Here is a 13,651-nt window from a genome sequence, read left to right as displayed (position 1 = left end):
CCGTGGACGTGGCCACTTCACAGGACGACGGACGCGTGGGCAGCCACTACACCCGTATCCGGCAGAGCATCGTCAGCGGGCAGGCAGGACCCGGAACCGTCCTGATCCTCACGACCCTCAGCACGCAGTACAACGTCTCGCGCACCCCCGTGCGGGAAGCTATCAGGCTCGTACAGGACGGTCTGGTCGAGCGGGCGACCCGCGGCTACGTCGTCCGCACGCGCACGCCGGAGGAGGTCCTGGAGATCTGCGAGGCGCGTATCGCCCTGGAGTCGTCGGCCACGAAGGACCCCGCCGAACTGATGGACCGTCTGGACGCCCAACTGAAGGTGTACGACGCGCACACCACCCCGGCCACCGACCTCCCCGACAACCTCAGCCTAATCCTCGAGGAACACGCCGGAATCCTGGACGCGGTGCGGCGCCGTGACGTGGGCGCGGCCCGCGACCGCGTGATCGCCCACCAGAGCCGCACTCGGGACCTGCGCATCGGCGCCTTGCCCGGTCGGGGAGGGCGGCACCCCAGGCCCTTGCCGCTTCTCTCTCCCCCTCCACACAAGGGCCGCCTTCCTTATGGGGCTCGCACCCATGCCCTCCCCCGTCCCCCTTGCCTAACGTCTGCACCTGGCCGAGCAGTCCACGGTACGGAGCAGAGCTGATGGAGACCATCGACGGCCGCCAGTTCGCCAACCGCCACGACCTCATGGAGTACACCGGCTACACCCGGGACCCGCTGTCCAGGATGTGGCGCGATCGCGAGGAGAACGGCCACCCGACCCCGCGCATGATCAACGGCGTCATGCACTGGGACCTGAGGGTATGGGGCGCGTGGTTCGCCGAGCACAACCGGCAGCGGCGCGACGACGCGGCTCGCCGCCGGGCGGCCGGACCGCCCGCGAAGTGAACCGTATCCGGGCGACGTTGCGCACGAACCACGCCTGGAGTACCAAAGGATGAACTATCTAGCTAATCCATGAGCAGCGGGATTGAAATTCCAGATCATGCTAGTCTCCTGCCCACACCCAGTCGAACTGGCAAACCTCTCCCGAGGCCAACCCCGGCAAGCGCGACCCCGACCGCGCGAAGGACCAGCCCAAAGGCATGAACGACGAACTCTCCTCGCCCCTGAACGAGGGTCGCTTCCGATTCCAGGGCGTCCCGGGCTCGAAGTCCGTCACCGCCCGCGCGCTGTTCCTGGCGTCCGCGGCACAAGGCACCACGGTGCTGCACAGGCCCCTGGTCTCGGATGACTCGATGGGGTTCGCGGAGGGCCTCGCCGCGCTCGGCTACCGGTTGGAGCGCGAGCCGGACCGGTGGACGGTCGAGGGCCGCGTGCGGGGACCGGCGGCCGAGGAGGCATCGGTCTTCTGCCGCGACGGCGCCACCACCGCGCGGTTCCTTCCGGTGCTGGCCGCCGCCGGCCACGGCGTCTTCCACTTCGACGCGTCCGCCCAGATGCGCCGCCGCCCTCTCGGCCCGCTCACCCGGGCACTGCGCGACCTCGGCGTCACCCTCGTCCACCGGGAGCGGGAGGGCCATCACCCGTTGACCGTCCATGCCGATGGGATCAGGGGAGGGCACGTCACTCTGGACGCCGGACTGTCCTCCCAGTTCCTCACCGCACTGCTGCTGGCCGGTCCGCTCACCGAGCAAGGGCTCACCATCACCGTGAGCGACCTGGTCTCCGTGCCGTACGTGGACATCACCGTGGCGATGATGGAGCGCTTCGGGGTGCGTGTGCACCGCGACGGGGACACCTTCACGGTGCCCGCTCAGCCCTATATGGCCACCGATTACACGATCGAGCCGGACGCCTCCACCGCGAGCTACTTCCTGGCGGCGGCCGCGCTCACCGGGCGCCGCGTCACCATCCCCGGGCTCGGCTCGGGCAGCCTGCAGGGCGACCTGCGCTTTGCCCAGGTGCTCTTCCGGATGGGAGCACACGTCACGCTGGCCGAGGACCACGTGACCGTCGCCGGTACTGACGGCGGACGACTGGCCGGCATCACCGTGAACATGCGCGACATCTCCGACACCATGCCCACGCTGGCCGCCATCGCGCCGTTCGCCGACGGCCCGGTCCGTATCGAGGACGTCTACAACACCCGGATCAAGGAATGCGACCGGCTCGAAGCCTGCGCCGAGAATCTGCGCGCCCTCGGGGTCCCGGTCCTGGTCGGGCGGAACTGGATCGAGATCCACCCCGCGCGGCCCCGCCCGGCACACATCGCCTGCCACGGCGACCACCGCATCGCCATGGCCTTCAGCATCACCGGCCTGCGCACCCCTGGCATCACCCTGGACGATCCCGGATGCGTGAAAAAGACCTTTCCCGGCTTCCACCACACACTGAACAGCCTTCGCAGCATCTGGCTGTCGTGACATTCGGCGTCAATCGGGCACAACTTTGCATTTCCGCGTTCACCATTTTCCACACAGATCGAAAGGAGTCGACTCCGCACGTCTCGATAAGCAACGGTTATCGCGAGAGCGATTCCATCTATTGGACCTCTGGAGAATGCGCGTGATCCACTCCATGAACAATCGCAGAACAGCGTTGATGGAGGAGATCCCAGATGGGAAGTACGGTCGCGCGAGGGCTGGCGGCGGCATTGCGGCGCCACGGTGTCAGCGACGTGTTCGGACAAAGTCTGCCGTCGCTGTTCTTCCTGGCCGCGCCTGAAGAATCGATCCGGCAGATCGTATACCGTACCGAAAACGCGGGCGGCGCGATGGCCGACGGATACGCACGGGTGTCGGGCAGGATCGGCGTCGTGGCCGCTCAGAATGGCCCCGCCGCGACCCTGCTCGTGCCGCCACTGGCCGAAGCCTTCAAGGCGTCGGTGCCCGTGATCGCGATCGTCCAGGAAGTCCCGCAGGCGGCCCGGAACCGCAACGCCTTCCAGGAGCTGGACCATGAGAAACTCTTCGACGCGTGTACCAAGGCGATCCGCCGGATCGACGACCCCGCCAGGGTCGATGACTACGTCGACGCGGCGGTCACCGAAGCGACGTCAGGCCGCCCCGGACCAGTCGTGCTGTTGGTCCCCAAAGACGTTCTGGCCGAGCCCGTCCCAGTAGCGACGTCACGCCGCGCCGGCTACGGCCACTTCCCGCTGGACCGGTATCTCCCTGGCCCCGAGCCGATCAAACACGTCGCTGATCTGCTCGCCATGGCCAAACGGCCGCTCGTGGTCGCCGGGGGCGGCGTCCACGTCTCCGGGGCCGTGCCCGAGCTGGCCGAGCTGCAGCACCTCGGGGCGCTGCCGGTGGCGACGACCCCCATGGGCAAGGGATCGGTGGACGAGACCGACCCGCTGTCCGTCGGTGTGATCGGCTACGCCATGGGGAGCTACTCGGCCACTCACGACGCCCGTCCCCTGGTGGAGGACGCGGACCTGATCGTGTTCGTGGGTACGCGAACCAACGAGAACGCCACGGACGCCTGGCGTCTCTTCCCGCCCACGGCGACATACGTCCACATCGACATGGACCCGGTCGAGGTGGGCCGCAACTACGAAGCCTTCCGCCTGATCGGCGACGCCAAGCTCACCCTGCGCGCGATCGTCGACGAGTTGAAGTCCACCCCGCTCGACACCCGCACGGCGGCCCGCGACCAGGTGATCGGTCGGATCGCGCAGGCCCGGGCCAAGCACGAAGAGCGTATCGAGCCCCGGGCGACGGCGGACGGCTCACCGATCCGGCCCGAGAGGATCATGCGGGAGCTCGACGCTCTGCTGACGCCGGAGACGATCGTCGTCGCCGACGCGAGCTACAGCTCCATCTGGATGTCCAACTACCTGCGCGCCCGGCGCGGCGGTCAACGGTTCCTGTCTCCTCGCGGCCTGGCCGGGCTGGGCTGGGGAGTCCCCATGGCGATCGGTGCCAAGGCAGCGAGCCCGGACAGCCCCGTGGTCGCTGTGGTCGGTGACGGCGGGTTCGCGCACTGCTGGTCCGAGCTGGAGACGGCCGTCCGGATGAACCTGCCTATCACGGTCATCGTGCTCAACAACGCGATCCTCGGCTACCAGAAGCACTCAGAGCTGCACCAGTTCGCCGAACACACCAGCGCCATCGACATCACCCCGATCGATCACGCGGCCATCGCCACCGCGTGCGGGGCGCGAGGTGTCCGTGTCGACTCCGCGGACGATCTTGCCGGTGCGCTCCGTGACGGGCTGTGCTCCCCCGCCGTCACCGTGATCGACGTGCTGACCGCCGCGGACGCCTTCCCGCCGATCTCCGCCTGGGACGACGACGCCACGCTGCGCGAGGTGACCGCCGGAGCCGCCCTGTGAACGCGGAGTCCTTCACCGGCTCGGAAAGGTACCTGCACCGTGCCCACCAGGTCATCCCGCGCGGGGTGAACTCCTCGCGGCGGGCCGTGCTGCGCCCCACCCCGCTGGCCTTCACCAGCGCGCGGGGCAGCCGGATCACCGACATCGACGGCAACGAGTACGTGGACTACGTCGCCGGGTACGGTCCGATGCTGCTCGGGCACCAGCCGCCTGAGGTGGTCGAGGCCGTGCGTACGCAGCTCGCCGCCGGAGTGCTGTACGGCGGTCAGCACGAGGCGGAGGCCGAGCTGGCCGAGCGCATCGTCCGGATGGTGCCCAGCGCGGAGATGGTCCTGCTCAACGTGACCGGGAGCGAGGCCGTGCAGGCGGCGTTGCGGATCGCCCGCGTCGCTACCGGACGGCGCAAGACGGTCAAGTTCGAGGGCCACTACCACGGGTGGATCGACCCCATGACCGCCAACGGGCCGGGCAGCCCCGTGGGAACCGGCCCGGCACCGCGTCCGGTGATCGCCGCGGACCACAACGTGGTCGGCCCCGAGATCCTGGTGTGCCCCTGGAACGACCCGGAGGCCCTGGCCGGTCTGCTGGCGCGTCATGGTGCGGACGTCGCCGCGGTCATCATGGAGCCCGTAGCGGTCAACGGCGGCAACCTGTGGGCCGACGACGGGTATCTGGCCACCGCCCGCCGCCTGTGCGAGCAGCACGGCTGTCTGCTCGTCTTCGACGAGGTCGTGACCGGCTTCCGCCTGGGGCCCGGCGGGGCCCAGCAGCGCACCGGTGTGACCCCGGACCTCACCGTGCTCGCCAAGGCTCTCGGGTCCGGCTTCCCGATCAGCGCGGTGGCCGGACGCGCCGAGGTGATGCGCGTGGCCGAGCACGCCATCGGGCACGCCGGAACGTACAACGGCAACGCGTTGTCGGTCGTCGCGGCCAACGCGACCCTCGATGTCCTCGAGACTGATCAGGAATCCCTCTACCCCCGTCTGGACCGTCTGACCGGGAAGCTCGCGGACGGCATCGAGCAGCTCGCCGCCCGGCACGGGGCACCGCTCCAGGCCCTGCGTGCCGGCGCGCTGGTCCGTCTGCACTGGGACGCCCCCGAACCGCTGCGCACGTACGCGGAAGCGCTCGCCGGTCGCACCGCACCGCTGCGCGACTTCTCCGAACACATGGTCCGCAATGGTGTCCACGCCCGCGAGACCGGGCTGTGGTACGTCTCCGCGGCCCACACCGACGACGACGTGGACAGGACCTTGGCCGCCGTCGACCGGGCGCTGGCCGCGGTTTCCGGCCTGCCGGCCGCCTGACCGCGTCCCGGGCCGCTGCCGCCACGCCAGATCCCGCAGCGGCGGGCCCCATACCGCCGTCGCCCATCCGAGAGGCACTCATGCGATTCTCTGTCTCCGCCGACACCGGCGGCACCTTCATCGACGTCGTCGTCCGCGACGAGGACGACAACCACTACGTCGGCAAGGCACTTACCACCCACCAGCGCGTCTTCGACGGCATGCGCGAAGCCCTCGAGGCCATCGCCGACGGCCTCGGGACGACCGCACGGGCCCTGCTGGCCCACACCGACCTGTTCATCTACGGGACCACGCGGGCGACCAACGCGATCGTGACCCGTGGGGTGGCCAAGACCGCCCTGCTCACCACCGAGGGCTTCCCCGACATCCTCGTGCTGAAGGAGGGCGGCAAGCGGGACGTCTTCGACTACACCACCGAGTACCCCGACCCCTACATCCCGCGGCGCAGGACGTTCGAGGTGCCCGAGCGGGTCAGCTCCGAGGCGCGGATCACCAAACTGCTGGACGAGCAGGCCGTGCGGGACATCCTGCACCACCTCCGCCAGGAGAACTACGAGGCAGTGGCCGTGTCCCTGCTGTGGTCGATCGTCGAGCCCGCGCATGAGCTGCGCATCGCCGAGCTCGTCGAAGAGATCCTGCCGGGCGTCCCGTACACGCTCTCGCACCAGATCGCGCCGATCGTCCGCGAGTACCGGCGGGCCTCGGCGACCGCCATCGACGCCTCGCTCAAGCCCCTGATGCAGAACCACTTCCACGAACTCGAGTCGGACCTGCGGGCCTTCGGCTACACCGGTCAGCTACTGGTCTCCTCGAGCATCGGCGGCGTGATGACCGTCGAGGAGATGATCGCCGCGCCGATCAACGCCGCCAAGTCCGGGCCCGCGATGGCCCCGGTGGCGGCCGTCAACTTCTCCAACGCCGAAGGCTTCGGCGGCGACACCATCGTGTGCGACACCGGTGGCACCACGTTCGACGTCGGTCTGTCGCACGACTCCGGGCTGGTCTACACCCGCGAGACCTGGCTCGGTGGCGAGTGGGAAGGAGACCTGCTCGGCATCTCGTCGGTCGACATCCGCTCGATCGGCTCCGGAGGCGGGTCGATCGCCTGGGTCGACGACGGTGGACTGCTGCGCGTCGGCCCCCAGTCGGCCGGGTCCGAACCCGGTCCCGCCTGCTACGGGCGCGGCGGCACCGAGGCCACTCTCTCGGACGCCGCGTGCGTCCTGGGCTTCTTCGACCCGGACTACTTCCTGGGCGGGCGCATGGACCTGGACACCGCCGCGGCCCGCGAGGCCGTGGCCCGGGTGGCCGAGAGGCTGGGCAGGAGCGTCGAGGAGACGGCCTGGGGGATCCTGACCCTGGCGACCGACCACATGGTCAAGGCGGTCTATGACATGACCATCTCCCAGGGCCTGGATCCCAAGGAGAGCACGGTCGTCGCCGGCGGCGGGGCCGCCGGCATCAACATCATGCGGATCGCCGCCGAGCTGGGCAGCAGCCGGGTGATCCTGCCCAAGACCGCGGGGGCCCTATCGGCGGCGGGCATGCACTTCGCCGACATCGTCAAGGAGGAGTCGGCGCCGCTGATCACGCGCTACTCCACCTTCGACGCGGACGACGTCAACACGACGCTGACGCGTCTGCGCGACAGGCTTGCCTCCTTCGCAGGCCGGGTCGGCATTGCCGAGGACGACTATGTGATCGAGTACTTCACCGAAGCGCGCTACGAGGCCCAGGTATGGGACATCGTCACCCCGGTGCCCGTGAGCGAGTTCCGCGGCGGCGAAGACATCGCTCAGCTCCGCAAGGCGTTCAACGACGAGCATGAACGCCTCTTCGCCTTCTGTGACGACACCGCGGACCTGGAGTTCATCAGCTGGAAGGCACGGCTGACCGCCGACCTGCGCACCAGCCACCCGCAGGTCCGGGCCGTGGCCCGGACCTGCGGGGCCCCTTCGAAGACACGGGCCTGCTATTTCGGCCCTTCCGGACTGACCGACGCTCCCGTGTACCTGCCCCAGGATCTGCGGCCGGGCCAGTACGTGCCCGGCCCCGCGATCATCCAGGAGCCGACCACCACATTGGTCGTCTATCCGGGCATGGCCACCGAGGTCAGCGGGTCCGGCAACTACATCCTGCATGTGACGACTCCGGAGGGAGACGAGTGATGGTGGCCGACGACAGCACACTTGCCTTGGACAACCACGAGTTCGACCCGATCCTGACCGCCATCCTGGCCAACCGCCTGGACGGCATCGTGCGCGAGATGACCACCACCCTGCTGCGTTCGGCGCGCTCGGCGGTGATCAACAGCGGGCGCGACTTCTCGTGTGCCATCGCCACGGCCGACAACCAGTTGCTGGCCGCCGCGGAAGGTCTGCCGGTGCACATCTTCGGCGTACAGCTCCAGGCGGAAGACATCCTCGCCGCCCACCCGGACCTGGCCGAGGGTGACGCCTACCTGGACAACAACCCCTACGGCGGAAACTCTCACGCCGCGGACCACTCCGTGCTCGTGCCCGTGTTCATCGACGGTGAGCACATGTTCACCGCCGTGGCCAAGGCACATCAGGCCGATACTGGCAACTCCCTGCCCACCACCTACTTCGCCGGCGCGAAGGACGTGTACGAGGAAGGGGCACTGATCTTCCCCGCTGTCCGAGTGCAGCGGAACTACACCACCATCGACGACGTCATGCGCATGTGCATGGCCCGCATCCGCGTCCCGCAGCAGTGGCACGGCGACTTCCTCGCTTCGCTCGGGGCCGCGCGGATCGCCGAGCGGCGCCTCGAAGAGCTGTGCGCCAAGTATGGAAAGGACCAAGTCAAGCGGTTCATCCGCGGCTGGTTCGACTACTCCGAAGACCTGATGCGCAAGACCATCGCGCAGCTGCCCCAGGCACGTCTGCACAACACCGGCAAACACGACCCGTTCCAGCCCTACCTGCCCGACGGGCTGGAGTTCCAGGTCGACATCGACATCCACCCGCAGGACGGGCGGATCCTGGTCGACCTGACCGACAACGCCCCGAACGTCGACTGCGGGCTCAACCTCACCGAGGCGACCACGCTGGCCGCCGTGTACAGCGGCATCTTCCACGGTCTGTGCGGGCAGGTGCCCAAGAACTCCGGCGCGTTCCGGCGCGTCGATGTCCGTCTCAAGAAGGGCGCCGCCGTCGGAATCCCGGAATTCCCCCATAGCTGCTCAGTGGCCACGACCAACGTCGCGGACCGGCTGACCAACTGCGTCGGTGCGGCCTTCGCCCAGCTCGGTGAGCCCTATGGGATCGCTGAGGGCCCAGTCGGCATGGGGGTTCCGCACGCGGTGGTCTCCGGATATGACTCACGCACCGGCGAGCGGTTCGTCAACCAGCTACTGATGGGCGCGGCAGGCGGGCCCGGCAGCGCCGCCGCCGACGGCTGGCTGACTTGGAACGTGCCCAGTACGGCAGGCCTCACCTACCGGGACTCCATCGAGATCGACGAGCTCAAAATGCCGATCCAGTACCGGCACATCCGGATGATGGCCGACTCCGGGGGCGCGGGCCGTCACCGCGGTGGGTGCACCGTCGATATGGCCTTCGAGTCCAAGGAAGACGGCGTCTCGGTCATCTACCCCTGTGACGGACAGATTGTCCCGCCCAGGGGCGTGCTCGGCGGGCAGGACGGCGCCCTGGCCGCCGGCTGGATGATCGACACCGACGGCAGCGAGACCCTCCTGCCCAACAACGCGGTCGTCACACTCAACACCGGCCAGGCCGTCCGGGGTGTGGAGTGCTCCGGTGGTGGCTACGGCGACCCGCTGGACCGCGGCCCCGAGCGCGTGCTGAAGGACGTGCTCGGGCGGTGGGAGAGCATCGGCCACGCCCGCGAAGTGTACGGCGTCGTGATCACCGGCAGCGGGGGCGACCTGTCCATCGACTGGAGCGCGACCGCCACGGCCAGGGCCGCCCTGCGCGACCGCTCTCCGGTGGAGTCGTGACCCCTGTGCCGGACCCGCCCCCGACCCCCCATCTGCCCCGGCTTCGTCTTGAGCCCCACGACCTGGTTTCCGGCCCCCTGGACGTCCGGAAACGAGGCCGCGAGTAAGCACTGGCGCAGACATCGAACGCGATCAATCCACGCTTCACCTGGAAGGCGCCACTTCGGGCCCACGACGCAGTCGCCGCTTCGGCGACGAGAAGGACGAGCAATGACCGCAGCCCCATCAACCCCGCCAGGCCGCCCCACCAACCGGCGTACGATCTTCGGAGCCACCGTCGGGACGCTGACAGAATATTATGACTTCGCCATCTACGGTCTGATGGCACCGACTATCGCAAGCCAGTTCTTCCCCAAGGCCGATTCCAGGGCCGCGCTGCTGAGCACCTTCGTGATCTTCGCCCTGGGGTTCCTGTTCCGCCCGCTGGGCGGATTCGTCTTCGGCTACCTCGGCGACAAGTTCGGCCGCACAAGAGCGCTGACCTCGGCGATTCTCCTGATGGCCGCGACCACGACCGCGATCGGCCTGCTTCCCACCTATGCGGGCGTGGGGCTGCTGTCCCCGGTGCTGCTGCTGGTCTGCCGGTGTCTGCAGAGCGTTTCCAACGGCGGCGAGTTCGCCGGGGCGACCTCCTACTTGGCCGAGTCGGCCCCGCGCGACAAGCGGGCGACATTCGTCAGCGCAGTCACGGTGTCCTCCGCTATCCCGGCCGTCCTGGGCGCCATCGTCATCCTGACGATCTCCGTCCTGCTGGACGATGCCGCCTTCACCGCATGGGGCTGGCGCATCCCATTCCTGCTGGGCGCGCCGCTGGGGCTGATCGGCCTGTACGTGCGGTTGCGTCTGGCCGAGCCTGAAGTCTTCATAGAGATGAAGGCGGCGGGAGTTGCTCCCCGCAACCCGCTGCTGACCGGCATCCGCACCCAGTGGCGCAAGATGCTCCTCGTGTTCTGCGCCGCCGCGGTCACCGCATCGTCTTTCTACATCCTGAACTCGTACATGGTCACCTATACGGAGACGGAGCTGGGTGCCAGCCGGAACGCCTCGCTCTTCATGAACAGCACGGCCATCGTGATCTTCTGCGTCGTGGTGCTCCTCGGCGGTCGCGCGGCCGACCGATTCGGCCGCCGACCGGTCATCATCACGGGGCTGGTCGCCCTGGTCGTCCTCGGGGTGCCGGCTTTCTTGCTGATGCAGACCGGGCACCTCGCCGGCGTGCTGCTCGGGCAGATCATCTTCGGCCTGTGCATCGCACCTGTTTCGGGTGTCGTGCCAGCCCTTTCGGCCGAGCTGTTCCCTACCTCGGTCCGGTACAGCTGTAATTCGATGAGCTACAACCTCGCCTACACGGTCTTCGCCGGTACCGCCCCCTTCGTCGCCGCGTGGCTGGTCTCCCTGACCGGCCTGCTGGTCTCTCCGGCCATCTACGCATCCTCGATCGCACTCATCTCCGGTGTGATCGTCTTCTGTTTCCTCAAGGAAACCGGTGGCACCGCCCTCGAGCAGGGTGTCGATACCGGCGAGCGCCAGGGCGGCGTGCGCCCAGGAGACCACAGCGACGCGGCGGTTGCCCGCGCCTCATGAAGACCTCGGCGGAGGCCACGCCGAGAGGGAAGCCGGACCGGGCCCGTCGGAGGGCCGTCCGACGTTCTCGTCCAGCATGCGGCCGAGGGGCCCTCGATGGCTGTGGCGGCGCCGCGGAGCCGTCGGGCCGCATCATCGATCCGGTTGATCATCCGTGACGCGGGGCCGGATACGTTGATCACGCCGACCAGCCCACCCGCTGGTGTCCGCAGGGAGCCCCGGCCTAACGCCGTGTGCTACATGGTCAGTTGGTCGTTGGCCGAGTATGGGGAGTGGGCTGTGGGGATGGATCCTGCCGGTGGGACTGTGGGAGATCGCCAGGCCGTTGCTACCGTCGGCGCGAGTGCGGCCGCAGGGCGGCGGGGTGGCCAACATCGATGACGAGGCGGTGTTCGCGGGCATCGTCTACGTGCTGGTCAGCGGCTGTACGCCTGGCGGGCGCCGCCTGTCGGACTCTGTTGGTCGATGTGATGGTTCACCCGAAATGACCTTCGAGTGCGGTGGACACTGCTCGTTGTCGGGTCTGTTTCCTGGGCGCGAGGGGGAGATCATGTCGATGCGTCCGTTGCCTGCGCCTGCGGTGCCTGAGTCCACGGCGAGGGTCGCCCGTGCTGCGTTCCCGCGCGGGTGTCTGGCCATGCGGATCAGGGACGAGTTCGGGGCGGTGTTTGAAAGCGAGCGGTTCGTGGCGGCGTTCGCATATCGAGGTGGTCCGTCCATGTCTCCGGGGATGCTGGCGCTGGTGAGCGTGTTGCATTACGCCGAGGCTGACCGACCGGCAGGCCGCTGATGCCGTGCGTGGCCGGATCGACTGGAAGGTGGCTTTGATTTCCCGGTGCTCAGGGAGTTCCGTGACCGGCTGATCGCCCACGGCCTGGAGCAGCAGATCCTGGACGCCATCCTCGCGCAGTGCAGCAAGCGGGGCCTGCTGCGGGCCGGCGGTCGGGCCCGCACCGACTCCACCCATGTCATCGCCTGCATCCGTGACCTGAACCGGCTGGAGTTCGTCACCGAGACCATGCGCTGCCCGGTTCGTCCTCGACGAGTTGGGAAGGCGCGGGTGGAATCTCGACAAGGCCGGCATGTTCGGCCACTCCTTTGGCGGCTTCACCGCCTCACTCTCCACCTGCCCCAACGCTGGCGCTTGGAGCACGACTTCGCCAACCTGTGGACGGCAACCGGTCAGCGCATAGTCGCCTGAGCCAGCCGCTCGGCCTGACCGCCCACGACCCGAAAGACCCTGGAGACCCCGCCCGGACGGCCACCCGACGACTCGCGCTGCCTCGGACTGGAGAAGTCTCCGGAAACCGGCCGAAAAGGATCACCGGAGTTCACGCGTCCTCGGCGCGGGGAGACCTGCTCGCGCTCGTGATCCCTGGCCATGGTGGTCAGCCTTCCAGGTCCTGCGGCGGCAGCGCGGCGATCAGCGAGTGGTCGCGCTCGATGAGCCCGAGCTTGGCAGCGCCGCCGGGAGAGCCGAGTTCGTCGAAGAACTCCACGTTCGCCTGGCAGTAGCCCTTCCACTCCTGCGGGACGTCGTCCTCGTAGAAGATGGCCTCGACCGGGCAGACGGGCTCGCAGGCCCCGCAGTCGACGCACTCGTCCGGGTGGATGTACAAAGAGCGCTGCCCCTCGTAGACGCAGTCGACCGGGCATTCCTCGATGCACGCCTTGTCCTTCACATCGACGCGGGGCTGAGCAATCACGTAGGTCACGATGCTCTCCTCACGCCACCAGGGAAGGCCAAGTGGTCGGGCTGTACGTCCAAGGAAAGAACGCGTGGTCGTGGGGCGTGGGCGCGGCCACGACACGGCTCACGAAGTGCACTGTCCACCCGGGCCCGCCCAACTCCCGCGGACACCGACCGGTCAGTGGTCGACTGCCCACAGCCAATCCGGCAGGGATCGGCCCTCCCCCAGGTCGACGCCGCGGAGGCCGCCCATCCGGCCGTTTCCCGGCCCGAGCTCAATGTCGGACGCACCGCTGTCGCCTCGCTCAGTCGCGCCTTGTGGCCTGTGTCCTGGACCATGCGGTGGCATCAGCGCCGTACCGGACCAAGAGGCGTGCGAACTGAACCCGCTCCTCCGGAGACCAGGCAGCGGTGATCTCCAGGAACGCTTTTCGCTGCTCAGCGGCAAAGCGGTTGCGCTCAGCCTCACCGTGCTCGGTGAGTTCGAGCACGGTACGGCGTCCATCGAACTGGGACGCCGCCCGGCGCAGCAACCCGTCGTCTATGCAGGCGGCGACGGTCCGGCTGGCCACCGGCTGGGCGACGCCCATCTCGGCAGCGAGGCCACCGACGGTCATCTCGCCCGGCGCATCGGCGATCACATTGAGTACGAGGTTGCGGGAGAGGTCCTTGCTCGAAGCGGGTGCGCGTCGTCGCAGACGTGACAGCGCCGGGCCGATCTGGTCCAACGCCAGGTCGTCGGGAGGCTGTTCAGAGAACGACGCGCTGCTCATGTGCCTGAGTCTAGGTC

11 protein-coding genes and 1 pseudogene are annotated in these 13,651 nt (G+C 68.5%); 10 read left to right on the top strand and 2 right to left on the bottom strand.

The window, feature by feature from the left end:
* Nucleotides 1–8 precede the first annotated feature (8 nt).
* The 10 genes and pseudogenes from ACK1X7_RS46565 (at nucleotide 9) to ACK1X7_RS46520 (ending at nucleotide 12,372) form a co-directional block, all read left to right on the top strand.
* Complete coding sequence (locus ACK1X7_RS46565) at nucleotides 9–659, top strand: GntR family transcriptional regulator (protein ID WP_385158378.1); 651 nt, start codon at nucleotides 9–11, stop codon at nucleotides 657–659.
* Nucleotides 659–904 (top strand): hypothetical protein, encoded by a 246-nt coding sequence (locus ACK1X7_RS46560; RefSeq protein ID WP_078646749.1) that lies wholly within the window; start codon nucleotides 659–661, stop codon nucleotides 902–904. The genes ACK1X7_RS46565 and ACK1X7_RS46560 overlap by 1 nt, the downstream gene beginning before the upstream one ends.
* A 197-nt stretch (nucleotides 905–1,101) precedes the next feature.
* Nucleotides 1,102–2,382, top strand: a complete 1,281-nt coding sequence (gene aroA / locus ACK1X7_RS46555) for a 3-phosphoshikimate 1-carboxyvinyltransferase (RefSeq protein ID WP_390792358.1) — start codon at nucleotides 1,102–1,104, stop codon at nucleotides 2,380–2,382.
* A 194-nt stretch (nucleotides 2,383–2,576) separates the two neighbouring features.
* Nucleotides 2,577–4,298, top strand: a complete 1,722-nt coding sequence (locus tag ACK1X7_RS46550; protein WP_385157665.1) for an acetolactate synthase catalytic subunit — start codon at nucleotides 2,577–2,579, stop codon at nucleotides 4,296–4,298.
* Nucleotides 4,295–5,605 carry an aspartate aminotransferase family protein gene (locus ACK1X7_RS46545; RefSeq protein WP_385157668.1) on the top strand — a complete coding sequence of 437 codons (1,311 nt, stop codon included), beginning with the start codon at nucleotides 4,295–4,297 and terminating at the stop codon, nucleotides 5,603–5,605. Before ACK1X7_RS46550 ends, ACK1X7_RS46545 begins: the two co-directional genes overlap by 4 nt.
* An 80-nt stretch (nucleotides 5,606–5,685) precedes the next feature.
* Entirely contained in the window at nucleotides 5,686–7,773 is a 2,088-nt protein-coding gene (locus tag ACK1X7_RS46540) for a hydantoinase/oxoprolinase family protein (protein WP_413116739.1), read from the top strand.
* Nucleotides 7,773–9,587, top strand: coding sequence for a hydantoinase B/oxoprolinase family protein (locus tag ACK1X7_RS46535; RefSeq protein ID WP_385154614.1), 1,815 nt, complete (start codon nucleotides 7,773–7,775; stop codon nucleotides 9,585–9,587). The genes ACK1X7_RS46540 and ACK1X7_RS46535 overlap by 1 nt, the downstream gene beginning before the upstream one ends.
* 210 nt (nucleotides 9,588–9,797) lie before the next feature.
* Nucleotides 9,798–11,171 carry an MFS transporter gene (locus tag ACK1X7_RS46530; RefSeq protein WP_413116738.1) on the top strand — a complete coding sequence of 458 codons (1,374 nt, stop codon included), beginning with the start codon at nucleotides 9,798–9,800 and terminating at the stop codon, nucleotides 11,169–11,171.
* A gap of 265 nt (nucleotides 11,172–11,436) precedes the next feature.
* Nucleotides 11,437–11,618: pseudogene (locus tag ACK1X7_RS46525) on the top strand (transposase); the annotation flags it as partial.
* Nucleotides 11,619–12,006: 388 nt separating this feature from the next.
* On the top strand, nucleotides 12,007–12,372 hold the full coding sequence (locus ACK1X7_RS46520; RefSeq protein ID WP_398158803.1) for a hypothetical protein: 366 nt from the start codon (nucleotides 12,007–12,009) through the stop codon (nucleotides 12,370–12,372).
* A gap of 187 nt (nucleotides 12,373–12,559) precedes the next feature.
* Here ACK1X7_RS46520 and fdxA read toward each other — a convergent pair whose 3' ends face one another.
* Together fdxA and ACK1X7_RS46510 are read right to left on the bottom strand one after the other, a co-directional pair.
* Entirely contained in the window at nucleotides 12,560–12,886 is a 327-nt protein-coding gene (gene fdxA, locus ACK1X7_RS46515) for a ferredoxin (protein WP_385154605.1), read from the bottom strand.
* 280 nt (nucleotides 12,887–13,166) lie between these two features.
* On the bottom strand, nucleotides 13,167–13,634 hold the full coding sequence (locus ACK1X7_RS46510) for a MarR family winged helix-turn-helix transcriptional regulator (RefSeq protein WP_216345787.1): 468 nt from the start codon (nucleotides 13,632–13,634) through the stop codon (nucleotides 13,167–13,169).
* Between the last annotated feature and the right edge of the window lie 17 nt (nucleotides 13,635–13,651).

The organism is Streptomyces sp. CY-1, from assembly GCF_047218265.1.
GTDB lineage: Bacteria > Actinomycetota > Actinomycetes > Streptomycetales > Streptomycetaceae > Streptomyces > Streptomyces niphimycinicus.
This window is presented reverse-complemented; position numbering and strand designations above follow the sequence as displayed.

Bases quoted from the DNA above. Each gene is read 5' to 3' on its own strand.
- ACK1X7_RS46560 (WP_078646749.1), top strand. From the start codon at position 659: ATGGAGACCATCGACGGCCGCCAGTTCGCCAACCGCCACGACCTCATG.
- aroA (WP_390792358.1), top strand. From the start codon at position 1,102: ATGAACGACGAACTCTCCTCGCCCCTGAACGAGGGTCGCTTCCGATTC.
- ACK1X7_RS46550 (WP_385157665.1), top strand. From the start codon at position 2,577: ATGGGAAGTACGGTCGCGCGAGGGCTGGCGGCGGCATTGCGGCGCCAC.
- ACK1X7_RS46540 (WP_413116739.1), top strand. From the start codon at position 5,686: ATGCGATTCTCTGTCTCCGCCGACACCGGCGGCACCTTCATCGACGTC.
- ACK1X7_RS46535 (WP_385154614.1), top strand. From the start codon at position 7,773: ATGGTGGCCGACGACAGCACACTTGCCTTGGACAACCACGAGTTCGAC.
- ACK1X7_RS46530 (WP_413116738.1), top strand. From the start codon at position 9,798: ATGACCGCAGCCCCATCAACCCCGCCAGGCCGCCCCACCAACCGGCGT.
- ACK1X7_RS46510 (WP_216345787.1), bottom strand. From the start codon at position 13,634: ATGAGCAGCGCGTCGTTCTCTGAACAGCCTCCCGACGACCTGGCGTTG.